This is a genomic window from Nocardioides pakistanensis, from assembly GCF_054781215.1.
Genome location: NZ_BAAGUV010000034.1, coordinates 52249 through 73998, shown reverse-complemented (window position 1 = coordinate 73998; position 21750 = coordinate 52249). Strand labels below are relative to the sequence as shown.

Annotated in this window: 21 protein-coding genes; 15 read left to right on the top strand and 6 right to left on the bottom strand. The window is 72.1% G+C overall.

Annotated elements, in window-relative coordinates:
• Window positions 1-75: 75 nt before the first annotated feature.
• The 6 genes from glnA to ACYVIH_RS13765 all read left to right on the top strand — a co-directional run bounded on the left by glnA (window position 76) and on the right by ACYVIH_RS13765 (window position 8227).
• Complete coding sequence (gene glnA / locus ACYVIH_RS13790) at window positions 76-1413, top strand: type I glutamate--ammonia ligase (RefSeq protein WP_460870030.1); 1338 nt, start codon at window positions 76-78, stop codon at window positions 1411-1413.
• A gap of 24 nt (window positions 1414-1437) precedes the next feature.
• Window positions 1438-2169 carry a type 1 glutamine amidotransferase gene (locus ACYVIH_RS13785; RefSeq protein ID WP_460870029.1) on the top strand — a complete coding sequence of 244 codons (732 nt, stop codon included), beginning with the start codon at window positions 1438-1440 and terminating at the stop codon, window positions 2167-2169.
• Window positions 2163-5150, top strand: a complete 2988-nt coding sequence (locus ACYVIH_RS13780; RefSeq protein ID WP_460870028.1) for a bifunctional [glutamine synthetase] adenylyltransferase/[glutamine synthetase]-adenylyl-L-tyrosine phosphorylase — start codon at window positions 2163-2165, stop codon at window positions 5148-5150. The genes ACYVIH_RS13785 and ACYVIH_RS13780 overlap by 7 nt, the downstream gene beginning before the upstream one ends.
• Window positions 5151-5370: 220 nt before the next feature.
• On the top strand, window positions 5371-6282 hold the full coding sequence (locus ACYVIH_RS13775) for a phosphatase PAP2 family protein (protein ID WP_460870027.1): 912 nt from the start codon (window positions 5371-5373) through the stop codon (window positions 6280-6282).
• Complete coding sequence (locus ACYVIH_RS13770) at window positions 6198-7715, top strand: RIO1 family regulatory kinase/ATPase domain-containing protein (protein ID WP_460870026.1); 1518 nt, start codon at window positions 6198-6200, stop codon at window positions 7713-7715. Before ACYVIH_RS13775 ends, ACYVIH_RS13770 begins: the two co-directional genes overlap by 85 nt.
• Window positions 7716-7798: 83 nt before the next feature.
• Window positions 7799-8227 (top strand): calcium-binding protein, encoded by a 429-nt coding sequence (locus tag ACYVIH_RS13765; RefSeq protein WP_460870025.1) that lies wholly within the window; start codon window positions 7799-7801, stop codon window positions 8225-8227.
• Here the strand turns inward: ACYVIH_RS13765 and ACYVIH_RS13760 are convergent, their stop codons facing one another.
• Complete coding sequence (locus ACYVIH_RS13760) at window positions 8228-9697, bottom strand: flavin-containing monooxygenase (RefSeq protein ID WP_460870024.1); 1470 nt, start codon at window positions 9695-9697, stop codon at window positions 8228-8230.
• An 83-nt stretch (window positions 9698-9780) separates the two neighbouring features.
• Between ACYVIH_RS13760 and ACYVIH_RS13755 the strand changes: the two genes are divergently transcribed.
• Both ACYVIH_RS13755 and ACYVIH_RS13750 read left to right on the top strand, forming a co-directional pair.
• Window positions 9781-10086 carry a DUF1905 domain-containing protein gene (locus ACYVIH_RS13755; protein WP_460870023.1) on the top strand — a complete coding sequence of 102 codons (306 nt, stop codon included), beginning with the start codon at window positions 9781-9783 and terminating at the stop codon, window positions 10084-10086.
• 116 nt (window positions 10087-10202) lie between these two features.
• A complete protein-coding gene (locus ACYVIH_RS13750) occupies window positions 10203-10589 on the top strand; it encodes an aldo/keto reductase (protein ID WP_460870022.1) in 387 nt (128 codons plus the stop codon).
• Window positions 10590-10810: 221 nt separating this feature from the next.
• Here the strand turns inward: ACYVIH_RS13750 and ACYVIH_RS13745 are convergent, their stop codons facing one another.
• Window positions 10811-11470, bottom strand: a complete 660-nt coding sequence (locus ACYVIH_RS13745; protein WP_460870021.1) for a tyrosine-type recombinase/integrase — start codon at window positions 11468-11470, stop codon at window positions 10811-10813.
• On the opposite strand from ACYVIH_RS13745, the gene ACYVIH_RS13740 reads away from it, so the two are divergent.
• Window positions 11367-12437, top strand: coding sequence for a hypothetical protein (locus tag ACYVIH_RS13740; protein WP_460870291.1), 1071 nt, complete (start codon window positions 11367-11369; stop codon window positions 12435-12437). The genes ACYVIH_RS13745 and ACYVIH_RS13740 overlap by 104 nt on opposite strands.
• Window positions 12415-12990, top strand: coding sequence for an NAD-dependent epimerase/dehydratase family protein (locus ACYVIH_RS13735; protein WP_460870020.1), 576 nt, complete (start codon window positions 12415-12417; stop codon window positions 12988-12990). Before ACYVIH_RS13740 ends, ACYVIH_RS13735 begins: the two co-directional genes overlap by 23 nt.
• A gap of 10 nt (window positions 12991-13000) precedes the next feature.
• On the opposite strand, the gene ACYVIH_RS13730 is transcribed toward ACYVIH_RS13735, so the two are convergent.
• The 3 genes from ACYVIH_RS13730 to ACYVIH_RS13720 form a co-directional block, all read right to left on the bottom strand.
• The gene (locus ACYVIH_RS13730; RefSeq protein ID WP_460870019.1) at window positions 13001-13477 is read right to left on the bottom strand and encodes a methyltransferase family protein; all 477 of its coding nucleotides are present in this window, start codon (window positions 13475-13477) and stop codon (window positions 13001-13003) included.
• Between the two features lie 4 nt (window positions 13478-13481).
• The gene (locus tag ACYVIH_RS13725) at window positions 13482-13838 is read right to left on the bottom strand and encodes a MerR family transcriptional regulator (protein WP_460870018.1); all 357 of its coding nucleotides are present in this window, start codon (window positions 13836-13838) and stop codon (window positions 13482-13484) included.
• Between the two features lie 62 nt (window positions 13839-13900).
• The gene (locus ACYVIH_RS13720; protein WP_460870017.1) at window positions 13901-16075 is read right to left on the bottom strand and encodes an amylo-alpha-1,6-glucosidase; all 2175 of its coding nucleotides are present in this window, start codon (window positions 16073-16075) and stop codon (window positions 13901-13903) included.
• A 114-nt stretch (window positions 16076-16189) separates the two neighbouring features.
• Between ACYVIH_RS13720 and ACYVIH_RS13715 the strand changes: the two genes are divergently transcribed.
• The 5 genes from ACYVIH_RS13715 (at window position 16190) to ACYVIH_RS13695 (ending at window position 20453) form a co-directional block, all read left to right on the top strand.
• Window positions 16190-17296, top strand: coding sequence for a glycosyltransferase family 4 protein (locus ACYVIH_RS13715; protein WP_460870016.1), 1107 nt, complete (start codon window positions 16190-16192; stop codon window positions 17294-17296).
• Window positions 17297-17317: 21 nt separating this feature from the next.
• Complete coding sequence (locus ACYVIH_RS13710; RefSeq protein WP_460870015.1) at window positions 17318-17632, top strand: hypothetical protein; 315 nt, start codon at window positions 17318-17320, stop codon at window positions 17630-17632.
• Between the two features lie 118 nt (window positions 17633-17750).
• Window positions 17751-18866: a glycoside hydrolase family 43 protein gene (locus ACYVIH_RS13705; protein WP_460870014.1), complete on the top strand. Its 1116-nt coding sequence runs from the start codon at window positions 17751-17753 to the stop codon at window positions 18864-18866.
• A 122-nt stretch (window positions 18867-18988) separates the two neighbouring features.
• On the top strand, window positions 18989-19525 hold the full coding sequence (locus ACYVIH_RS13700) for a hypothetical protein (RefSeq protein ID WP_460870013.1): 537 nt from the start codon (window positions 18989-18991) through the stop codon (window positions 19523-19525).
• Window positions 19526-19733: 208 nt separating this feature from the next.
• Complete coding sequence (locus tag ACYVIH_RS13695; RefSeq protein WP_460870012.1) at window positions 19734-20453, top strand: SIR2 family NAD-dependent protein deacylase; 720 nt, start codon at window positions 19734-19736, stop codon at window positions 20451-20453.
• A 687-nt stretch (window positions 20454-21140) separates the two neighbouring features.
• Here the strand turns inward: ACYVIH_RS13695 and ACYVIH_RS13690 are convergent.
• Window positions 21141-21668 carry an ArsI/CadI family heavy metal resistance metalloenzyme gene (locus ACYVIH_RS13690; RefSeq protein WP_297415856.1) on the bottom strand — a complete coding sequence of 176 codons (528 nt, stop codon included), beginning with the start codon at window positions 21666-21668 and terminating at the stop codon, window positions 21141-21143.
• Between the last annotated feature and the right edge of the window lie 82 nt (window positions 21669-21750).

Sequence of the window (21750 nt, the reverse complement as noted above, 5' to 3'; positions counted from 1 at the left end):
AGCACCGAAACATGACCTCGCCACACTGAGCGCGCAATGGGCGGCCCGTCGTGCCGCGATGAGTCAGGAGGCCCCGTGGGCAAGCAGGAAGACTTCGTTCTCCGGGCGCTCGAGGAGCGCGACGTGCGCTTCGTGCGCCTGTGGTTCACCGACGTGCTCGGCTCGCTGAAGTCCGTGGCGATCGCACCGGCCGAGCTCGAGGGCGCGTTCGCGGAGGGGATCGGCTTCGACGGCTCCGCGATCGAGGGGTTCGCCCGGGTCTACGAGGCCGACATGCTCGCCAAGCCGGACCCGACCACCTTCCAGATCCTGCCCTGGCGGGGTGAGGGCCCCGCGACGGCCCGGATGTTCTGCGACATCGTGATGCCCGACGGCTCGCCGTCGTACGCCGACCCGCGGTTCGTGCTCAAGCGCACCCTGGCGAAGGCCGCCGAGAGCGGGTTCACCTTCTACACCCACCCCGAGATCGAGTTCTACCTCTTCAAGGACCAGCCCGAGCCCGGCGTGGAGCCGGTGCCGGTGGACCGCAGCGGCTACTTCGACCACACAGCGCAGAGCTCGGGCGCCGACTTCCGCCGCGAGGCGATCACGATGCTCGAGGCGATGGGCATCTCCGTGGAGTTCAGCCACCACGAGGGCGGCCCGGGGCAGCAGGAGATCGACCTGCGATACGCCGACGCTCTCTCCACGGCCGACAACATCATGACCTTCCGGACCGTGGTCCGGGAGGTAGCGCTGTCCCAGGGGATCTGGGCGACGTTCATGCCCAAGCCGTTCACCACGCACCCGGGCTCGGGGATGCACACGCACGTGTCGCTGTTCGAGGGCGACAAGAACGCCTTCTTCTCCGCCGGGTCGGAGTACCAGCTGTCGCAGACCGGCCGCCGGTTCATCGCCGGCATCCTCACGCACGCCGCGGAGATCACCGCGATCACCAACCAGTGGGTCAACTCCTACAAGCGGCTGATCGGCGGCGGCGAGGCGCCGGCCTACATCTGCTGGGGCCACAACAACCGCTCCGCGATGGTGCGGGTGCCGATGTACAAGCCGCACAAGGGTCAGTCGACGCGCATCGAGCTGCGCACCCTCGACGCGGCGTGCAACCCCTACCTGGCGTTCGCGGTGATCCTCGGCGCCGGCCTGAAGGGCATCGAGGAGGGCTACGAGCTCCCGCCCGAGGCCGAGGACGACGTCTGGTCGCTCAACGACCGCGAGCGCAAGTCGCTGGGCATCGACCCGCTGCCGAAGACCCTCTACGAGGCGATCAACGTCATGGAGAACAGCGAGCTGCTCGCCGAGACGCTCGGCGAGCACGTCTACGACTTCTTCCTGCGCAACAAGCGCGCGGAGTGGGAGGCCTACCGAGGTCAGGTCTCGGCTTTCGAGCGCGACCTGATGCTGCCCGTCATCTGACCGGGCAGCGGTAGCCTCGCGATCGTGACACAGCAACCGGTCCTGGTCGTCGAGCACGCGGCTCAGTGCCCGCCCGGCTGGGTGGGGGAGTGGCTCGAGGAGGCCGGTTGCGTGCTCGACGTACGACGGCCGTACGCCGGCGACGAGCTGCCCGACGGGCTCGACCGGCACCGGAGCCTGCTGGTGCTCGGCGGCCCGATGGACGCCGACGCGGACGAGGAGCACCCGTGGTTGCCGGCCACTCGACGGCTGCTGACCCTCGCGGCGCGGGACGGGGTGCCGGCACTCGGGATCTGTCTCGGCCACCAGCTCGCCGCGCTCGCGCTCGGCGGGTCGGTGCACCAGAACCCGCGTGGCCCGCAGATCGGCGTGCTCGACGTGGGCTGGTGGTCCGCGGCGAAGGAGGACCCGCTGCTCGGCCCGGTGAGGGGTGCGCGCGCGGCGGTGCAGTGGAACAACGACGTGGTCGGCGACGTGCCGCCGGGCGCGGTCGTGCTGGCCGCGACGCCGGAGGCCGAGGTGCAGGCGGCACGGTTCGCGCCGACCGTGTGGGGCGTGCAGTGGCATCCCGAGGCGGGGGAGGAGATCGTCGCCCCGTGGGCGGACAGCGACCGGGCGTCGGCGGCCGAGAAGGGGATCGACGTCGACGAGCGTCTGGCGCAGGTCGCGGCCGCCCACGACGGGCTGCGCGAGTCCTGGCGGCCGCTGGCTCACACCTTCGCCGCGATGACCAGGGTGGTGGCCGCCTCGTGGTGAAGGGCCGCCGGATCACGACGACGACCGGAACGCTCGCCAGGCTGGGCTTCCGCGATCCCGACGCGACGGTCGAGCGGCTGCTGCAGATCGGCCACGGCGCCGACGAGCTGGTCTACCTGATCGGCGCCGCCGCCGACCCCGACCAGGCAGTGGCCTACCTCGCCGACCTGGCGGACGCGACCGGCGAGGGCGGCCGGCTCGTCGAGGCACTGTGCGACGACGAGGGCCTGGCCATGCGGCTGCTGCAGGTGCTCGGTGCGAGCTCCGCGCTCGGCGACCACCTGCTGCGCCACCCCGAGCACTGGCAGGAGCTGGCCGACCCCCTCCTCGGCGCGACGCGGGCCCCGGCGTTCGTGATCCGCGAGGCGCTCCTGCAGGCGGTGGGCGCCGACCCCCAGGCAGCGACACCGGTGAGCGGGCTGGAGGACGCGGCCGCCGTCGACGCCCTGCGGGTGGAGTATCGCCGGCTGCTGCTCCGGCTGGCCTCGCGCGACCTCGCCCACGGCGTCGGTGTCGACGACGTGGCCGCGGAGCTGTCCGACCTCGCCGCCGGCACCCTCGAGGCTGCGCTGGCGATCGCCCGGACCCGGGTGGGGGAGGCGGCCGAGACGTGTCGGCTCGCCGTGGTCGCGATGGGCAAGTGCGGCGGACACGAGCTGAACTACGTCAGCGACGTCGACGTGGTCTTCGTGGCTGAGCCCACCGACGGCGCCGACGAGACCCAGGCGCTCCGCGCGGCCACCCAGCTGGCCTCGAACCTGATCAAGATCTGCTCCGAGCACACCGCCGAGGGCACGATCTGGCCGGTCGACGCCGCGCTTCGTCCGGAGGGCAAGGCCGGTCCGCTGGTCCGCACGCTGAGCAGCCACCAGGGCTACTACGAGCGGTGGGCGAAGACCTGGGAGTTCCAGGCGCTGCTCAAGGCCCGTCCGGTCGCCGGTGACCTCGCCCTCGGTCGGGAGTACCACGAGCGCATCACGCCGATGGTGTGGACCGCCGCCGAGCGCGAGGGGTTCGTCACCGACGTGCAGGCGATGCGCCGGCGCGTGGTCGAGCACATTCCGGCCCACCACGCCGAACGGCAGATCAAGCTCGGCTCCGGCGGTCTGCGCGACGTCGAGTTCGCAGTCCAGCTGCTGCAGATGGTGCACGGCCGCACCGACCCCGCCGTACGCCCGCCCACCACCCTCAGCGCCCTCGCCGAGCTGACCCGAGGCGGTTACGTCGGACGCGAGGACGGCGCCGCGCTCGACGACGCCTACCGGTTCCTGCGCACCCTCGAGCACCGGATGCAGCTGTCCCACCTGCGCCGGACCCACGTCCTGCCCGAGGACGAGGAGACCTTGCGGTCACTCGCGCGGGCGATGGGGTTCCGCAAGAAGCCGGTCGAGGAGCTCGACCGGCAGTGGCGCCAGCACGGCAAGGAGGTGCGCCGGCTCCACGAGAAGCTCTTCTACCGGCCGCTGCTGGCGGCGGTCGCCAAGCTGCCGGGCGAGGAGGCCCGGCTGTCGCCGAAGGCGGCGAAGCAGCGGCTGGCCGCGCTGGGCTACCTCGACCCGGAGCAGGCGCTGCGGCACCTGGAGGCGCTCACCAGCGGGGTCTCCCGCTCCGCGGCGATCCAGCGCACCCTGTTGCCGGCGATGCTCGAGTGGTTCGCCGACGCCCCCGACCCGGACGCGGGCCTGCTCGGCTTCCGGAAGATCTCCGAGACCCTCGGGTCGACACCGTGGTACCTCCGGCTGCTCCGCGACGAGGGCGAGGTCGCGATGCGGCTCGCGCTGATCCTCGCCTCGAGCCGCTACGCCACCGACCTGCTGCAGCGCGAGCCGGAAGGGGTGGCGCTGCTCAGCAAGGACCGGGGGCTGGTTCCGCTGGGCCGGGAGGCCCTGGAGAAGGAGATGTTCGCCGGGGCCGAGCGGCAGCCGGACCCGGTGGAGGCGATCACCGTGGTCCGCGCGGTCCGCCGGCGCGAGCTGTTCCGGATCGCCGTGGCGCAGCTGGTCGGCTCGCTCGAGGTCGCCGAGATCGGCATTGCCCTGACCGACCTCACCGCGGCGACCCTCGAGGCCGCGCTCGCCGTCGCCACCCGGGCCGTCGAAGCCGAGCGCGGTGGCCGGCTCCCGACCCGGCTGGCGATCGTGGCCATGGGTCGCTTCGGTGGCCACGAGCTCGGCTTCGGCAGCGACGCCGACGTGATGTTCGTGCACGACCCGCTTCCCGGTGCCGCGCCGGAAGAGGCAGCCACCGCCGCGCGTGACGTCGTCAACGAGCTGACCCGGCTGCTCGCCCTGCCCGGCAACGACCCCGCGCTCGACATCGACACCGCGCTGCGTCCCGAGGGTCGGCAGGGCGCGTTGGTGCGTTCTCTCGATTCCTACGCCGCCTACTACGCGAAGTGGTCGGCGGTCTGGGAGGCACAGGCGCTGCTGCGCGCCGAGGCGACGGTGGGCGACCGGGAGCTGTGCGCCCGGTTCACCGAGCTGATCGACCCGCTGCGGTTCCCGGCCGACGGGATCGGCGCGGCGGAGATCCGGGAGGTACGCCGGATCAAGGCCCGCGTCGACGAGGAGCGGCTGCCCCGCGGGGCCGACCCGGCGACCCACCTCAAGCTCGGCCGCGGGGGCCTGGCGGACGTGGAGTGGACCGTGCAGCTGCTGCAGATGCAGCACTCCGGTCGAGTCCTCGGGCTGCGTACGACGCGCACCGTGGATGCGTTGCACGCCGCGGTCGAGGCCGATCTGATCGCTCGCGAGGACGCCGACGCGCTCGAGCAGGCCTGGTCGATGGCCAGCCGGCTGCGGAACACGATCATGCTCGTGCGCGGCCGGGCCTCGGACTCGCTGCCACGCGACACCCGGGAGAAGGCCGCGGTGGCGCACCTGTGCGGCTACGGCCCCGGGGAGTCGGACGAGCTCGTCAACGACTACCTGCGTGTCACCCGTCGCGCGCGGGCCGTGGTGGACCGCGTCTTCTGGGGCTGAGGAGTGTGGGCCGGCCCGCGGCGGGGATTGCCCGGAGAGGCCAGCCCCGCCGTCCCCTCGACGGGCCGGCCGAGCCCGATCATAAGAAGCGCGGCTGCGCGATGGGGCGCCGTTAGGGCGGTTTGTCCCCCAGGATGCGCGCCGGGGCACCCCAGGGTTTCGCCCCCAGGTGGGGCCAAAGCCCCTGGCACACGCGACGCACAGGGCGTTGGCTGGGAGGGTGCGGACGACGCGGTCGACGGCGACGACGCGCTGGAGCGAGGTGGAGGCGGCGGAGCGGGCCGGAGACCTTCTCCGGCTCGCGATCGCCACCGTGCTCTTCACCCTCACCGTGCTCGCGATCCAGCGTGACCGGCTCTCGCTGTTCGAGCGCGACGTCTTCCGGCTGGTCAACGACCTGCCCCCGTGGCTGCTGTCCCCGGTGCACCTCGTCGAGCAGCTGGGCGGACGGTGGACCCCGCTGGCCGTCGGCGTCCTGGTGGTCCTGGTCCTGGGACGGATCCGGCTCGGCCTCAGCATCGCGGCTGCCGGCATCGCCGCCTGGCTGACCGCTCAGCTGCTGAAGCTGCTGATCGAGCGGCCGCGGCCGGCAGAGTTCCTCGGCGACCTGCCGCGGGAGTGGTCCAGCGGCGGGCCGGGCTTCGTCTCCGGGCACACCGCAGTGGCCACGGCGATGGCAGCCGCCGCCGCACCGTACCTGTCACGACCCTGGCGCCGGCTGGTGTGGACGCTGGCCGCGCTGGTCGGCTTCGCCCGGATCTACAGCGGTGTCCACCTTCCCCTGGACGTGGTCGGTGGCGCCGCGGGTCGGATGGTTCGTGGGCACCGCCGTACACCTGCTGGTGGGGACCAGCCGCGCGCGTCGGACGCCGGAGGAGGTCGCCGCGATCCTGACTCGGTTGGGGGTGCCCGTCGTGCACGCCGAGTCGCTCGAGGGGTTCGCCGAGGTCTCGCACCCGTTTCCGGGTCCGCACCACCTCCGGTGGGCGGCTGTTCGTCAAGGTCCTGGACCCCGACCCGAGGCGCAACGACCTGCTGCTGCGGGCGATGCGCCTGCTCGCCTCGGCCGAACGCCGGCAGATCTCGGCGATGGTGCCGCTCCCGGAGGCCGCCGACCACGAGGCCGCCGTGACGATGGCGGCACGCAACGCGGGGGTGCGGGTGCCCGAGGTGGTGCTCGCCCGGGGAGACCGCACCGGCGCGGTCGTGGTGCTCAGCGAGGTCGACGGCCACGACCTGGCCGCCGCCGATCCGGACGACGTCTCCGAGGCCCTGCTCGAGTCGGTGTGGCGAGAGGTCTGCCGGCTGCACGCCGCCGGTATCGCGCACCGGGACCTGGTCCGCGCCAACGTCCTGGTGGACCGGGCCGGTGACCCGTGGCTGCTGGACTTCGGCGACGCCGTCGTGGGCGCGTCGGCCGAGGACGTCGACGGCGACGTCTCCGAGCTGGTCGCCTCGCTGTCGGTGCTCGTGGGTCCTCAGCGGGCGGTCGGCCCGGCGCTGCGCGTCCTCGGCGAGGACGCGATGGCACGCGCGCTGCCCGGCCTGGAGCTGTTCGCCCTGTCGGCGCGCACCCGGCGCGAGGTACGCCGTCGCCCCGGTCTGCTCGGCGCGGTCCGGGCGGTGGCCGGCGGTGGTCCGGAGGCGGCCAGTGGCCTGCTCCGGCCGCGCCGGCTGTGGCTCCCGGCCACGGTGGGGCTGGCGGGCTACGCGTTCCTGCTGGGGCTGGTCGGCTTCGGTGAGGTCGGCACTGCGCTGGCGGACGCCCGGTGGCGGTGGGTGGGGATCGCGGCCGCCTTCTACGCCGCCGTACCCCTCCTGCTCGGGCTCGCACTGCGGCAGGCGGTCCGCCGACGGATCGCCGTGGGCCGCTCGGCGCTCGCGACCGCGGTGGCCAGTGCGGTGCAGCTCGTCGGCGGACCGACGGCCCGGCACGACCACCTGGACCGCTATGTCCGCAGCTGCGGGGTGCGTGGGGCCGACCCGCGACGGGCTGTCGACCTGCTGCTGGTCGCCGAGCTGGCAGCCGGGGTGCTGGTCGCCGGAGTGGGGCTCGGCTTCGACTGGTGGCGGGGTGCGCTGACCCTCGAGCTCGGTGCTCCGGTGCCGGCGCTCGTGGGGACCGCGCTCGCGGCGGTGGTGGGCGGGCTGTTCGCGCGAGGCGTCGTGCTCCGCCGCTGGGCCTTCGAGGACCCGGAACGGCCCGACCTCCGGGCTCGTGGCATGTGGATGAGGAGCTCGGTGCGCGAGGTGCTGCTGCACGGGGCACGCACCGCACGCGCGGTCCCGGGACGGTCCACGGCCGTGCTCGCGGCGACGACCGCTGCCGAGATGGCCGCGGTGGTGGCGCTGGCCTCCGCCGCCCACGCCTTCGGGCCCACCTGGGGGTTCGCGGTGGTCGCGACCGCCCTGTCGGGCACCCGGGTCGTGCTGGCCCTGCTCGGTGTCGCCGGGATGCCGGTGGTCGGCGAGGCGCTCACCGTGGCCGTCCTGACGGCGTTCGGGGTCGACCCGTTGCAGGCAGTGCTGGGGTGCTGGTCTACGCGATGTTCCGGTACTGGTTGACCGCCGTGCTCGGCGTACTCGTCGCACCGCGCCTGGCTCCCGCGCGGGTTCGAACTGCCCTACGTAGGTGAAGGAGGAACACCATGCGGTTGAGGACGACACTGGCCCTGACGGCCACGGCCGCCGCGGTGACCGTGCCTGCTGTGCTCGGCGCATTCACCACGGCAGGCGTCGCCGCGGCGCCGCCGAGGTGCGGCGGCTCCGTCGCCACCATCGTCGGCACGGCGGGTCCGGACGAGATCGAGGGCACCGCTGGTCGAGACGTGATCGTCGGACGTGCCGGGAACGACGAGATCGAGGGACGCGGCGGCAACGACGTCATCTGCGGCAACCTCGGTGCCGACGACCTCGAGGGCGATGCCGGCAACGACAGGATCTACGGCAACCGGGGCAACGACGAGCTCGAGGGCGACCACGGCGACGACCGGCTGCTCGGTGGGCTCGGCCACGACGAGGCCGAGGGGGGTCCGGGCGACGACGTGTGCCGCGCCAAGGAGACCGAGAGCTGCTGACTACCCGGCCACGGTGTAGTCGGCCGGGTCGAACCTGGCCTGGGCCTTGTACTCGATCCCCAGCGTGGGCCAGTTCGTGGTGATCCGGCCGTCGGCCTGCCGGTACCAGGAGCTGCAGGCACTCCAGACGCTGCCGGAGAGCCGGGCCTGGATCCGCTCGTCGTAGGCGGCCTCGACCTCGGGGCGCACCGCGAGGGCGGCGCCGGTCCGGGCCAGGTGGTCCACGAAGTCGCCGAGGTACTTCGCCTGGGCCTCGAGGAAGTAGATGATCGACCCGCCGCCGGTGTTGGTGTTGGGGCCGTACATCACCAGCAGGTTCGGGAACCCCGGCACGGTCATGCCGTAGTAGGCGTGCGCGCCGCCGGACCACTCGTCGGCGAGCCGGCAGCCACCCGAGCCGGTGATCGTCATCGGGGCGAGGAACTCGGTGGCCTTGAAGCCGGTGCCCCAGACGATCACGTCTGCCTCGTGCTCGACGCCGTCGGCGGTGCGGACGCCTCGCGGTGTGATCTCGCTGATCGGCTCGGTCACCAGGTCGACGTTGTCCTGGACCAGGGCCGGCAGGTAGTCGTGGGAGAACAGGATCCGCTTGCAGCCCACGGGGTAGTCGGGCCACACCTTCTCGAAGAGCCCGGGCTTGCCTTCGGTCTGCTTGCGCATGTGCCGCTTGGACCACGCGCGGATCGCGGCGGCCAGCGGCTTGGCGTAGACCCAGGCGACGCTCAGGCCCTCGACCAGGCCGTACCACGTGGCGCGCTCGGCCAGCTCGGTCACCGGGACCTTCTCGAACACGCGGTGGTGCAGCGGCGAGAACTCCCGATCGGGGCGGGGGAGGAGGTAGGGCGCCGAGCGCTGGAAGACCGTCAGCTGCGCCACCTGCGGCTGGATCTCCGGCACGAACTGCACCGCGCTCGCACCGGTGCCGATCACCGCGACGCGCTTGCCGGCGAGGTCCACGTCGTGGTCCCAGCGCGCCGAGTGGAAGGCCGGCCCCTCGAACCGCTCGCGTCCGGGGATCTCCGGGTACGCCGGGCGGGAGAGCTGCCCCACGGCGGACACCAGGACGTCGACGACGACCGGGTCGCCGTTGTCGACCTCGACGGTCCACCTGCCGGTGGCGTCGTCGAAGTGGGCGCCGAGCACCTCGGTGTCGAAGCGGCAGTGCCGGCGCACGTCGTACTTGTCGGCGACCTGCCGGACGTAGTCGAGGATCGCCGGCTGCCGGGAGAAACGGTGCGGCCAGCGCGGGTTGGGCTCGAACGAGTAGGAGTAGAACGGTGAGGGCACGTCGCAGGCTGCACCTGGGTAGGTGTTGTCGCGCCAGACGCCGCCGACGTCGCTCGCCTTCTCGAGGACCACGATGTCCTCGTAACCGCGCCGCTTGAGCTCGATGACCGCTGCCAGGCCGCCGAACCCGGTGCCGATGACGGCGACGGAGGGAGTGCGGGTGGGAGAGGGGGCGGTGCTCATCGGCGCTCCTCGTTCGATGGGGCAGGTCGGCTCTGGGCGTCTGGTGTCGCCCGAACTGTGCCACAGGTGGAGATACTGACCAGATGGTGTTCATGGACTTCGAGTTCGAGGGTCCCGTCATCGAGTGGCGAGGGCCCGCGCCGTTCTACTTCGTCGCCATTCCCGAGGACGAGAGTGCCGACATCAAGTTCGCCGCCAAGGGCGTGGAGTACTGGGGCCAGGTTCCGGTCATGGTGCGCATCAACGACACCGAGTTCACCACGGCCCTGTTCCCCAAGGACGGGCGCTACCTGCTCCCGCTGAAGGACGTCGTGCGCGCGGCCGAGGGGATCGAGGTGGAACAGGTCGTGAGCGTGGCGCTCAGCGTCGGGCGGCCGCCGGCGGAGTGAGCCCGGGGACCCTGCCGGGGCCCTCGTGCCGCTGATGACCCCCGCGGCCGGCCACCCGCAGCGCACCATGCTGCTCGCGCACCTGCTGCACCGCGGCCGGTCACCCGCAGCGCAATATGCTGCTCGCGCACCTGCTGCACTGCGAGCTCGCTGCCCGGCAGCTGGGCGCCTCCACGCTGCAGGACGACGTGCTCGAGCGCGTGCAGCAGCTCAAGCCGATCGCGGAGGAGGCCGGGCTCTCGCTGGCCCAGCTCGCGGTGGCCTGGACGCTGCAGAACCCGAACGTGTCGGCCGCGATCATCGGCGCGACCCGGCCCGAGCAGGTCACCGAGAACGTCAAGGCCAGCGGCGTGAAGCTCGAGGCCAACGCCGCGCGATCCTCGCCCTTCGAACATGCAGCTGGGGCGCTCCGGGGTGCGTCGCACGCCTGGAGCGGCGCTGATCCGGAGCTGGCTGCATGTTCGACGGTCGCTCCGTCGCACAGACATGGCCCCCGTCCCTGAGCGGGACGGGGGCCTGGGTCTCGACGAGCCCGACCGGCGGGCTCGGCCGGCGGAGGTCAGATGTCGTAAGTAGTGATCTCACTTGCCTGCTGACCTGCGCAAACTCCCAAACTTCGGTGGCTGAGGACACAACGGGGCCACGCGCCGATCACTCTCCCTTGGGTTCGCTCCGGCGCTCGCGGCGCGAGTTTGGCATACGGGAAACCTGGGGCACACGCGCATCAGTCCTCGTCATCGTCCCCATCCTCGTCGCTCGGGACGACCGGCTCGTCAGGGTCGCTCGAGGCGGGATCGACCTGTTCACTTGCCGGCGTGGAGTGTCCGAACACCGCATCGACGGCGCGCTTGGTTCGCTCGGCGCCGTCCTCGATGAGGTGGGTGTAAGTGCGGAGCGTGAAGCCCGGGTCAGCGTGGCCCAGGTACTCGCTGAGGGCCTTGATCGACTCGCCTTCGTGCAGGGCGGTGCTGGCGAAGAAGTGACGGAGCGCGTGGCACCCATTCGCCCGGATCGGCTCGACGTCGACGGCGATCAGCGCCGGCTTCCAGAGAAAGGCGTTGAAGTAGTTACGTCCGAGGGCCTTCTTCTCACGCGAGTGGATGAGCAGAGAGACGGTGACGGGCCGGCCGGTGCTTGTTTCCCAGGGCAAGGTCACGTCCACCGGCGGCGACTTCGTCATGTGGAGGTTGATCGCTTCGAGGACCGCGTCGGGGAGCGGGACCTCCCGGGTCTTGCGGCCCTTCGGGAGGCCGAAGATCTGCTTGTTTGAGGGCAGGAGTTTGACCGCGGCGCTGGAGGGGTTGGAGCCGGAGGGCGGTCCCGGCGACGGAGCGTTGCTGCTGGCACGCGCCAACCTGGCGTTCTGGAGCGGGGACGTCGACACGGCGGCGCAGGTGACCGCCCAGGCGCGGGCGCTCCTCGCGCTCGCCCACGACAGCTGGGAGCTGCTCGACCTGGTGGCGCTCCAAGGGCTCATCGCCCACCAGCGCGGGGAGTGGTACTCGAGGCTGGAGGCCGAGCTGCGCTCCACTTCCGAGGGGCCGCGCGTCGTCACGGGCGTGTTCGACGCCAACCTCTGCGTCGCGGAGTACCTGCTCTACGGGCCGACGCCGTACTCCGAGGTGCGCAAGCTGGCCGAGCAGATCCGCCGCAGCGCCGAACGCGCCGGGTCGCTGCGCGGCGTGGCCTTCGCCCACGCGCTGGCCGGCGAGGCCGCCCTGCTGTCCGGCGACCTGGACGCGGCCGAGGAGGAGCTGGAGCGGGCGGTGGACCTGCACGCGGACGCCGACGCCCGGGCCGGGCAGGCGCTGTCGTTGCAGCGCCTCGCCGAGGTGCACCTGGCCCGCGGCGACCGCGACACTGCCCGGCGGCTCCTCGACCGGGCCGTCCCGCTGGCGCGGTGGACCTCCCTCGCTCAGCACCTGATCGACCGGATCTACGGCACGATGATCGCGGCGGCACCCGACCCGGCGGCCGCGCGTGCGGTCGTCGACGCGGCCCAGCTCGCCACCGACGAGGACCGGGACCGGTGCCAGTTCTGCGCGGTCACCTTCGCGGTGCCGGCGACCATCGCCTGCGCCGACGTCGGCGACGTCGAGGCCGCTCGCCGGCACCTGGCCGACGCCGAGCACTCGACCGCGGTGTGGCCGGGCACCGCCTGGCAGGCCGCGACCACGGAGGCCCGCGCCCACGTCGTCGCCGCCGAGGGTGACCGGCAGACGGCACACCGCTTGCTCGAGGAGGCCGGACGGATGTTCGCCCAGGCGGGCCAGCCCCGTGACGCCGAGCGCTGCGCCCGTGCGGCCGGCGAGACCGCCGCCGAGACGGGTGCCGTGGCGACCGCGCTGTAGCCGGGGAGGGATCAGGGGAGGGATCAACACCGCGCTCACCGGCTGCGAGGCCGTCATCCACCTGGCCACACGCATCCCGGTCGGCGCCGACGCGCGGTTCCGTCGCAGCTGGGCGACGAACGACCGGCTCCGTCGTGCGGCCACCGCCAACCTCGCGCTCGCGCTTCACCGCACCGACGGCCGCCGGCCCGTCATGGAGTCGATCTCCTTCGCGTACGTCGACAGGGGTGACGAGCTGATCGACGAGTCGACGCCACTGGCGCCCAGCGCCGTGCTCGCGAGTGCGTACATGGGTGAACGCCTCGTCGCCGACGCGGTGTCCCGAGGAGATCTGGAAGCGGGCGTCTCTCTGCGCCTCGGCGTGCTCTACGCCCGGGAGGCCGCTGGCCGGCCCTTCCGCCTCGGTCTTCGCCCGGTCGCAGCGCTTGGACAGCAGCCGCTTCGCGTACGTCACGGGCTGGCGGCCCGCGGTGTCCGACCCGGTCGCGGCGTGGTCGCGGCGTGGTCGGCTGTCGCGGCCGGCGCCGATGCGCCCGCCGACACGCGAGGGTGACCGACGAGTCCTACCGCGCCGCGAGGTCGCGAAGGGCACGCAGCGAACGCCCGTCGAGCCAGCGGGGGACGCGCTCGCAGTAGGCGTCGTACTCGGCCCCGAACTTCTCCCGCAGCGCCCGCTCCTCGAAGCGCACCTGGTAGCCGTCGACGACCGCGACGAACGCGGCGACCGGGAGGAGCGCGGACCACGAGCCCCGGTGCACCGCGTGGGCCACGAGCAGGCCGGCCAGGCCGACGTACATCGGGTTGCGGCTCACCGAGTTGGAGCCGGTGGTCACCAGCGTGCTCGCCTGGCCGGGGTGGAACGGTTCGACCGTCGTGCCCTTGCGGCGGAACGACCGGAGCGTCGACCCGGCCAGCGCCCCGGAGGCGGCCACGAGGCCACCGGCGACCGCGCTGCGCAGCGCCGAGCGGTCACGAGCGGGCAGCGCCCGTTGCACGGCACCTGCGGCGAGCATGATCAGCGGAGGCGGGAGGCGCTTCATGGCTCTACTTTCGCTTACCGCGCCCCTGTCCGTGCTCCTCCGCGCGCAACGCCTCGATCTCGTCCTCCAGGTCGCTGACGCGCTGGCGCAGCGCGAGCACCTCGCGCACGCCGGGCAGTGTGACGCCGTCCTCGGTCAGCTGCATCACCTCGCGCAGCCGCTCGACCTCGTGCCGGCTGTAGCGTCGCTGCCCGCCCTCGGAGCGGCTCGGGCTCACGATCGCCTGCTCGTCGAGCCGGCGCAGGGCGGCGGGCTGCAGGCCGAGGATCTGGGCGACCTGGCCGATCGTGTAGAAGGGCGCGTCGTCGTCGTCGAGCGGCGAGGGTCGGCCTGCCGCCGCGTCCTTGTCGGGGTCAACCATCGAACACCTGCTTCGTCACGATCGTCGTCGCCCGGTCGAGCCGGTCTTCGGCCCGCCGGACCCTATCCCTGCGGCCAACCCTCCACGCGGACGTCGGAGGCGTCGGCGTGGAGCGTCACGGTGCGGTCGCCCAGCCTCAGCCCGTCGATGTCCACATGGCCCGCCAGCGGCATCGCGCGCGTGGCCGTCAGCAGCCCCTGCGGCACGTGCGCGTCGAGCCCGACGACGAGGCGCAGCACCTCGAAGGGCACGGCGGCGGCCCAGGCCTGCGGCGAGCACGAGGTCGGGTAGGGCACCGGCACCGGTACGTCGGCGCGGTCGAACCCGCAGAAGAGCTCCGGCAGCCGGCCGCCGAACGCCTCGGCCGCGTCGAGCAGTCCGGCGAGCACGCGCTCGGCCTCGGCCCGGAACCCGTAGCGGGCGATGCCGGACGCACCGATCACGGTGTCGTGCGGCCACACCGAGCCGTTGTGGTAGCTCACCGGGTTGTACGAGGTCGCGTCGCTCGACAGCGTGCGCAGCCCGAACCCGGTGAACATGGCCGGCGACAGCAGGTGCTGGACGACCTGCTCGGCCACGGAGTCGTCGACGATCCCGGTCCAGAGGCAGTGGCCGATGTTGGAGGTGCGCACGTCGACGGGCCGCTTGTCGCCGTCGAGGGCGAGTGCGTAGAAGCCGAGCGACGGCAGCCAGAACGCCTCGTGGAACCGGCGCTTGAGGTCCGCCGCCTTGTCGCGCCACGGCGTCCCGTCCTCGCCGAGGGCCTCGGCGAGGTCGGCTCGGGCGAGGTACGCCGCGTACACGTAGCCCTGCACCTCGGCCAGCGCGATCGGGGTGCGCGCGGGCCGCCCGTCGGCGAACGCGATCGAGTCGAAGCTGTCCTTCCAGCCCTGGTTGAGCAGGCCTCGGTCGGTGGAGCGCTGGTACTCCACGAAACCGTCCCCGTCGCGATCGCCGTACACCTCGATCCAGTTGATCGCGCGGTCGACGGCCGGGACCAGCTCGCGCAGCTTCTCGATCGGCACGCCCCACCGCAGCGCCTGGCCGACCAGCATGACGAACAGGGGAGTCGAGTCGATCGACCCGTAGTAGACGCTGTCGCCGCCGAGGGCCAGCGAGAGGTCGGCACCCAGGCGCACCTCGTGCAGGATCTTGCCGGGCTGCTCCTCGGTCATCGCGTCCTCGCGCGTGCCCTGCAGCCTCGCCAGCGTGCGCAGCGTGCCGAGCGCAAGCTCGGGCATGTAGGGGAGCAGCATCGCGCTGGTGAGCAGTGAGTCACGCCCGAAGAGCGCCATGAACCACGGGGCACCTGCCGCGACGACGTCGTCGTCGGGGTGGTCGGCGTCGGTGATGCGCAGCGCGCCCAGGTCGCGCCGGCTGATCCGCAGCGCGGAGGCGAGCCCCGGGTGGCCGACGTCGATCTCGGGCGCGGCCGCGGTCCAGTCGCGCATCCGCTCGGCCGGTGCTGCCGTCTCCACCGGCCGGTCGGTCGGGAAGACGGCCGCGATCTCCTGGCCCCCGACGCTGGGCAGCACCTCGACCGTGGTCGACCACGAGCCGTGCGGGGGTACGACGGCGCGGAACGTGATGCCGTCGGGGTTGATCTGCGCGCCGGGCGCGGAGACCCGCACGCCGCGCTGGTTGGGCGTGTGCTCGAGCCAGTAGACGATGTCCGACCCGACGACGCGCCGGCCGACGACCCGACGCCCGCCCCCACGACGGTCCTTGACCTCGAACAGGTCCGCGAAGTCCGCGTCGGCCTCGAGGTGGATCTCGACCCCGGCGGCCTCGGCGCCGTGGTTGTGCAGCGTGATGTCCTCGCGCATGCCCTGGCCGACGTACCGGCGAACCGCGGTGATCAGCGTGGCGTCCGGCAGCCCGGGCCGCGGTGCGCACCGGCCGAGGAAGCGGCAGCTGAACGGCTCCTCGGAGACGACGGTCAGCGGCTCGACGGGGTAGCCGTCGACGTAGAGCTTCCAGCGTGAGAGCACACGCGTGTCGCGGACGAACAGGCCGTGCACGCCGCCGGGTTCGATCGTCCCGGCGTGGTCGGAGACGCAGAACGACGACCCCTCCACCAGGGTCACGTGCGGGTCGCGGGCCACGACGGCACTGGAGGCCGCCACCTCCGCCGAGCGCGGGCTCCGCGCGGTGTTCTCGGTGTTCGCGGTGTTCTCGGTGTTCTTGGCGATCTGGGTGTTCTCGGTGATCTCGGTCTCACGGTCGAGGACGGACATCGGTTTCGCTTGACCTCCCCCTACTCAGAACCTATAAATCGATTTGCAACTTTACCCTAACTCAAAGAGGAGTAAACCTGCGTCGATGACGCCAGACCGGAAGGAGTGCCTCGGATGCCACTGACCGTCTCGCCGTCACCGTCCCCCTTGCGGATCGCCTTGGTGGCCCCGCCGTGGTTCGAGCTCCCACCGCGAGGCTACGGCGGCACCGAGGCGGTCGTCGCCGGCCTCGTGGACCAGCTCGTCGAGCGCGGGCACGAAGTCACGCTGGTGGGCTCCGGGCAGCACAGGACCAAGGCCCAGCACTTCGTCCAGGTGTACGACGAGCCGCCGTCGGAGCTGCTCGGGGACCCGATGCCCGAGGTGCAGGCGGCCGCGGTCGCCGCCCGGGCGCTGGCCGACCTCGACGTCGATCTGGTGCACGACCACAGCCTGGCCGGGCCGCTGCTCGCCGGCTCGCGCGACGTGCCGACGGTCGTCACCATGCACGGTCCGGTGCTCGGCGCCAACGGTCGCTACTACGAGACCCTCGGCGACGCCGTCGACGTGGTCGCCATCTCGGCGGCGCAGCAGCGACTGAACCCGCGGCTGAACTGGGTCGGCGTCGTGCACAACGGCATCGACGTGTCGTCGTTCCCCTACGTCGAGGAGAAGGACGACTACGTGCTGTGGATCGGCCGGTTCAGCCCCGACAAGGGCGCGCACCTGGCCATCGACGCGGCCCGCAGGATCGGCCGCCGCATCATCCTCGCCGGCAAGCTCAACGAGCCCGCCGAGCGCGCCTACTTCGAGGAGGCGGTCCGCCCGCGCCTGGGTAGGCAGGCCGGCGTCGACGCGGAGTACGTCGGTGAAGCCGACGCCGCGCTCAAGCGCGAGCTGTTCTCGCACGCCGCGGTCATGGCCTTCCCGATCCAGTGGGAGGAACCGTTCGGCATGGTCATGGTCGAGGCTCTGGCCTGCGGCACGCCCGTCGCGGCCATACGGCGGGGCAGCGTCCCGGAGGTGCTCGAGCACGGCGAGACCGGTGTCATCGTCGATGACGCGGCGTCGTTCGCCGGCGCGCTCGAGCGCGCGACGGAGCTCGACCCGGCCACGTGCCGCAAGCACGCCGAGGAGCGGTTCGACCTGTCGGTGATGGCGGCCGGCTACGAGCGGATCTTCGGCCTGCTCGTCGAGGGCACCCGCGACCTGCGCGAGCTGCGGACGGCCCAGATCGCCTGAGACGCAGGGGATTGTTGATCGATGTCGACCACCACTCTTCCCAACCGGCTACCGAACCAGCTCCCGGCGCCGCCCCATTACACCTTCCGCCAGTGGGGCAGGACCCTGGCCTCGGTGCTCGCCGCGGTCGGCACCGGCCTCTGGGCCGCGGCCGTTCGCGTGTGCATATGGATCGGCCGTCTGGTCGCCTGGTTCGCCGCCGAGCCGGGGCGGGTGCGTGCCGCGTTCCTCGGCATCCTCACCTCCGCGGCGATCGGCAGCGCGGTCGGTGTCGCCGCCGGTGTCGTCGTGGCGAGGATCGTGCGCCTGCTGCTCGGCATCGTCGAGGAGCCGTGACCCGACCTCCGTCCTGACGCCACGCACCGGCGGGGCGGGCGGGCCGTGGTGACCGAGCACACCCCGGCCCGCCCGAGCACTGCCTCACACCGGCGGCGCGCGTGCCGATGGTCGCCGCATGCGTACTGTCGCCCCGCACCCGATCCGCACTTGCCTGCTCGCGCTGCTGACCCTGGCCGCGCTGGCCGCCGCCCTGGTCGCGCCGTCGGCCGCCCCGCCGGCCTCCGCGGCGCCCGGCAGCGACCGGTTCTGGGCCGGTCAGCTCTACACCGGTGAGTTCGGCGCCCCGTCGATCCTGAGGAGCGGCGGGCTCTGGTACGCCTACGCGACCAACCTCGACGGCAACAACCTGCCGGTCATGACCTCGCCGGACCTGCAGACGTGGACGGCCCGCGAGGCGTGGCCGCTCGAGGCCGGCTACCACCACTGGGTCGGTTACAACGACGCGATGCCGCAGCCCGCCTCGTGGGCGGCCAAGCTTCCCCCGAACGGCAAGCCGGGGGTGTGGTCGCCCGCCGTGGCCGAGTTCGCGGGTCGCTTCGTCAACGCGTACGCCGTACAGACGAGCCGGAACAGCAACCGCCACTGCCTGTCCCTGGCGACCGCGCCGCACCCGGCCGGCCCGTTCGTGGACACCTCCTCCAAGCCGCTGTACTGCTCGAAGGACCCGATGGGCTCGATCGACCCGGCCTGGCTCAAGCACCGCGGCAAGGTCTACCTGGTCTGGAAGAACGCCGGCGTGCCCGGCTCGAAGCCGACGCAGGTCGTCGCGCGGCAGATGACCGCCGACGGCAGCCGGTTCGCGCCCGGCGCGAAGACCAAGGTGCTGCTGCAGACCGCGGCCAGGTGGGAGGGCAACGTCATCGAGGCGCCGTCCCCGCTGAAGTACGACGGCCGGATCTACCTGTTCTACTCGGCGCACAAGTACACGACCGCGAAGTACGCCATCGGCTACGCCGTCTGCAGCGGCCCGCTCGGCCCGTGCAAGCGCCCGGTCGACAAGCCACTGCTGGCCAGCGACTCCGTCGTCGCCGGCCCTGGTGCGCAGACCCCGGTCGTGGACGACCAGGGCCGGCTCCGGCTGGCGTACTCCGCGTGGCGCACCGGTCACGTCGGTTACCAGAAGAACCCGTCCTGCCGCACCAGCCCGGAGGGTTGCAACCAGCGCTGGATGTACGTCGCGAGCCTGAGGGCCACCTCGAGCGGAAAGCTCCGCGTCACCGACCGGTACTGACCTATCTAGAGCGGCGGCAAGGGTTCGGCAAAATCCGCCACGGCCCCGCGCGCTGCGTCGCATCATGAAGTCGGCTCGTCGCTCCTCTCTGGAGTGATCCGGGCCGAGTCTTTGGGGGCGACATGACGGGGCATCGCTACACGGTCGGGCTGCTGCACGACCTCAGCCACCTGCTGAGCGTGTTCACGACGCAGGTGCGCGCCGTGGAGTGGCGGCACGCCGTCGCCACCGACCCCGCCTGCGACCGGCCACATCCCGGTGCAGGTTCCTGGGGCTCCAGCTGGCTGGCCGATGCCGCGTTCCGGCACGCGCAGGCCACGGCGGAGACGGTCGTGTGGCAGTGGCACACGCTCACCGACCCGCGCGAACCGGCCGACGAGCGGATCGGCGCCCTGGTCCGCGATGCGTGGCTGACCGCGCTCTCGTTCCCGGACACGGTGCCCGGCCTCGAGACCTTCGGCGCCGACGTACTGCCGGCCGGGGTCGAGGAGCGCCCCACCGCGATCCCGCGGGTGGCCGGAGTCCGCTACTTCCCCGCGTACGTGATCGCCTCGGTCGTCCCGGTTCCGGAGGGGTACGACGTCGCCGTCGCGGTTCGCCACGAGCACGCCGACGGGATTGCCGCCGGCACGCGGTTGCCCGAGACCGCGCGCGGCTGACGACTCCCTCGGCGTCAGGTTGTCGCCGGTTTTCGCCACGCACGCTTGCTGCCTGCGGCAATGTACGTGCCTATCGACGAGGAGACGCGAGACAGGAGACGCCGTGCGAGGCAACACCATCCGATGGCGCGGCCCGCGGACGGAGCGAGGGCTTGCCGGTCTCGACCTCGCAACGCGGGCGCTCGCGCGTGCGCGACGAGTCCTCGTCGTGACAGGCGCCGGGATCAGCGTTGCCGCGGGGCTGCCGCCGTACCGTGGCGTCGGCGGCCTCTACACCGACACCGAGGGCAACCTCGCCGTCCCCGACTTCCTGATGGCCGAGGCGATGCCGGCTTCCGTAGCCGATCTGCGGGACTACACGGCGCGGTTGCGCGAGCAGGTCGAGAGCGTCCGGCCCACCGCCGCGCACGTCGCTCTTGCGGAGTGGATTGCGTCATCTGCGGCGGAGGGTCGCACCGTGACGCTGACGACCACGAACGTCGACGACCTGCACGAGCGCGCAGCCTCGAAGACGGACGGTGTGCCCGGGCCCGTGCACCACTTGCACGGTTCGGTTTTCGCGAACCGCTGCCTCGACAGCGGGTGCGGTTGGAACCTGGTCCCGGACGTCCGACCGTCCGCCGCACGCGCTACGTGCGTCTCCTGCGGCGGACCGTCCCGGCCCGATGTCGTGCTCTTCGGTGAGGAGCTCGCGATCGACGCGCACTGGAACACCCGGAACGCCGTACGCGAATGCGACGCACTACTGGTCGTGGGCAGCTCGATGACGACGTGGACCGTGCCGAAGCTGCTTCGCTACGCGATAGACGTCCAGGCGACGTCCGTCGCCGTGAACCTGTCGTCCGAAGCCTGCGAGGGCTTCGAGCACCGGCTGGTCGCGAACGCCGACGACGTCCTCCCGCTTCTCCTGGCTCCACTTCGCGGCTGACGCAGAGCTCGCCCATTCCGGCCGGTCGAGGCATATCCTCGAGGTGGAGGCGGTCTCCATGGGCTGGGCCATGATCATGCTGTTGACAGGCACGTGCGTGCTGGCCGCGGTGTGCGGTGGGCTCTACGACGGTGGTTGCACCGCCGGCCCGGACGACTCGTCGGCTGGTCCGACGCGCAGCGAGACCACGCGCGGATCATGAGCCGCTACTACGCCCGGTACGGACCGACGGAGTAGCACCAGGGCGCTTCCCGGGGTGTTCCTGCACGGTGTGGGCCTGCACAGGTCTTCGACGGGAGGTCTTGATCCAGGAGCAGGTCGGCGAGGACAAGCTCGCAGTGTGTCGCCCTCGTACTTGGCCACCTCGGCCCCGCCGTTCTCGCTGAACTCCTGGCATGAGGACACCACGCTGGTGGGCCGGCCTGCCCGAGCGAGTCGGGATCCGGCCTCAGCCGCAGCACGCGGCTGCCGGGCTGGTCCCTGCTCGACGCAGTGACTGTGCCGACTCGCGCACTCGGCCGGCGAGGCGACGCCAGGTGCTGGGGTGGCAGCAGCTGGCCAGCCGGGCCAGTCGTGACCGCCGGGCGACCTCGAGCCGATCGCGGGTCAGCTCTGCGGCGAGGAGACCTGAGGTGTTCAAAGGATGCATGGGTTCTGTCCGTCCTGTGGGTCGTGGCCGGCCGCGATTCAGCAGCAGGGAGATCCGGCGGTAGCCGGCTGGGCTTGGGTGGCCCTGGTGTCGGCGGCGGCCTCGGCGTTCTGGAAGCCCGTGCAGCAGCCGCTGGCCGCGGCGTCGTCCGCGCGCTCGAGCTCGGTGAGCTGGGCGCTGGTCTTCCCCTCGAGCTCGGGGTGGGCGTCCGCGAGGACGACGTAGTTCTCCCAGCGCTGGCCGTCGGGTCCGGTGACCCAGTGCTTGTCCTGGCGGGCGTAGCAGCACACGACGCCACCCTCGACGTCCAAGGTCAGACCCGCGGCCTCGAGCCGGTCGGCCTCGGCCTGCACCTCGTCCATCGAGGTCCGCTCGATCCCGACGTGGTTGAGCGTGCCGGTCGCCTCGGCGTTCTCGAACAGCACGAGCTTGAGCGGCGGGTTCTCGACGGCGAAGTTCGCGTAGCCCGGGCGACGCTTGGCCGGGGCGGTGTCGAACAGCGTGGAGTAGAAGTCGACGGCCTCGTCGATGTCGTTGACGTTGAGGGCGAGCTGGATGCGCGACATGAGGAGCTCCTGACGACAGTGGAAACCAATTTCGATGGTTACCAAAGTATTGACGTTTGTCAATGCTTTGGCAGAATGTCTC

Excerpts from the sequence above, each read along its gene's own strand:
- ACYVIH_RS13770 (WP_460870026.1), top strand. The coding sequence starts at position 6,198 with ATGCGCCTGCTCGCCTCGGCCGAACGCCGGCAGATCTCGGCGATGGTG.
- ACYVIH_RS13765 (WP_460870025.1), top strand. The coding sequence starts at position 7,799 with ATGCGGTTGAGGACGACACTGGCCCTGACGGCCACGGCCGCCGCGGTG.
- ACYVIH_RS13760 (WP_460870024.1), bottom strand. The coding sequence starts at position 9,697 with ATGAGCACCGCCCCCTCTCCCACCCGCACTCCCTCCGTCGCCGTCATC.
- ACYVIH_RS13755 (WP_460870023.1), top strand. The coding sequence starts at position 9,781 with ATGGTGTTCATGGACTTCGAGTTCGAGGGTCCCGTCATCGAGTGGCGA.
- ACYVIH_RS13750 (WP_460870022.1), top strand. The coding sequence starts at position 10,203 with ATGCTGCTCGCGCACCTGCTGCACTGCGAGCTCGCTGCCCGGCAGCTG.
- ACYVIH_RS13730 (WP_460870019.1), bottom strand. The coding sequence starts at position 13,477 with ATGAAGCGCCTCCCGCCTCCGCTGATCATGCTCGCCGCAGGTGCCGTG.
- ACYVIH_RS13725 (WP_460870018.1), bottom strand. The coding sequence starts at position 13,838 with ATGGTTGACCCCGACAAGGACGCGGCGGCAGGCCGACCCTCGCCGCTC.
- ACYVIH_RS13720 (WP_460870017.1), bottom strand. The coding sequence starts at position 16,075 with ATGTCCGTCCTCGACCGTGAGACCGAGATCACCGAGAACACCCAGATC.
- ACYVIH_RS13715 (WP_460870016.1), top strand. The coding sequence starts at position 16,190 with ATGCCACTGACCGTCTCGCCGTCACCGTCCCCCTTGCGGATCGCCTTG.
- ACYVIH_RS13710 (WP_460870015.1), top strand. The coding sequence starts at position 17,318 with ATGTCGACCACCACTCTTCCCAACCGGCTACCGAACCAGCTCCCGGCG.
- ACYVIH_RS13705 (WP_460870014.1), top strand. The coding sequence starts at position 17,751 with ATGCGTACTGTCGCCCCGCACCCGATCCGCACTTGCCTGCTCGCGCTG.
- ACYVIH_RS13700 (WP_460870013.1), top strand. The coding sequence starts at position 18,989 with ATGACGGGGCATCGCTACACGGTCGGGCTGCTGCACGACCTCAGCCAC.
- ACYVIH_RS13690 (WP_297415856.1), bottom strand. The coding sequence starts at position 21,668 with ATGTCGCGCATCCAGCTCGCCCTCAACGTCAACGACATCGACGAGGCC.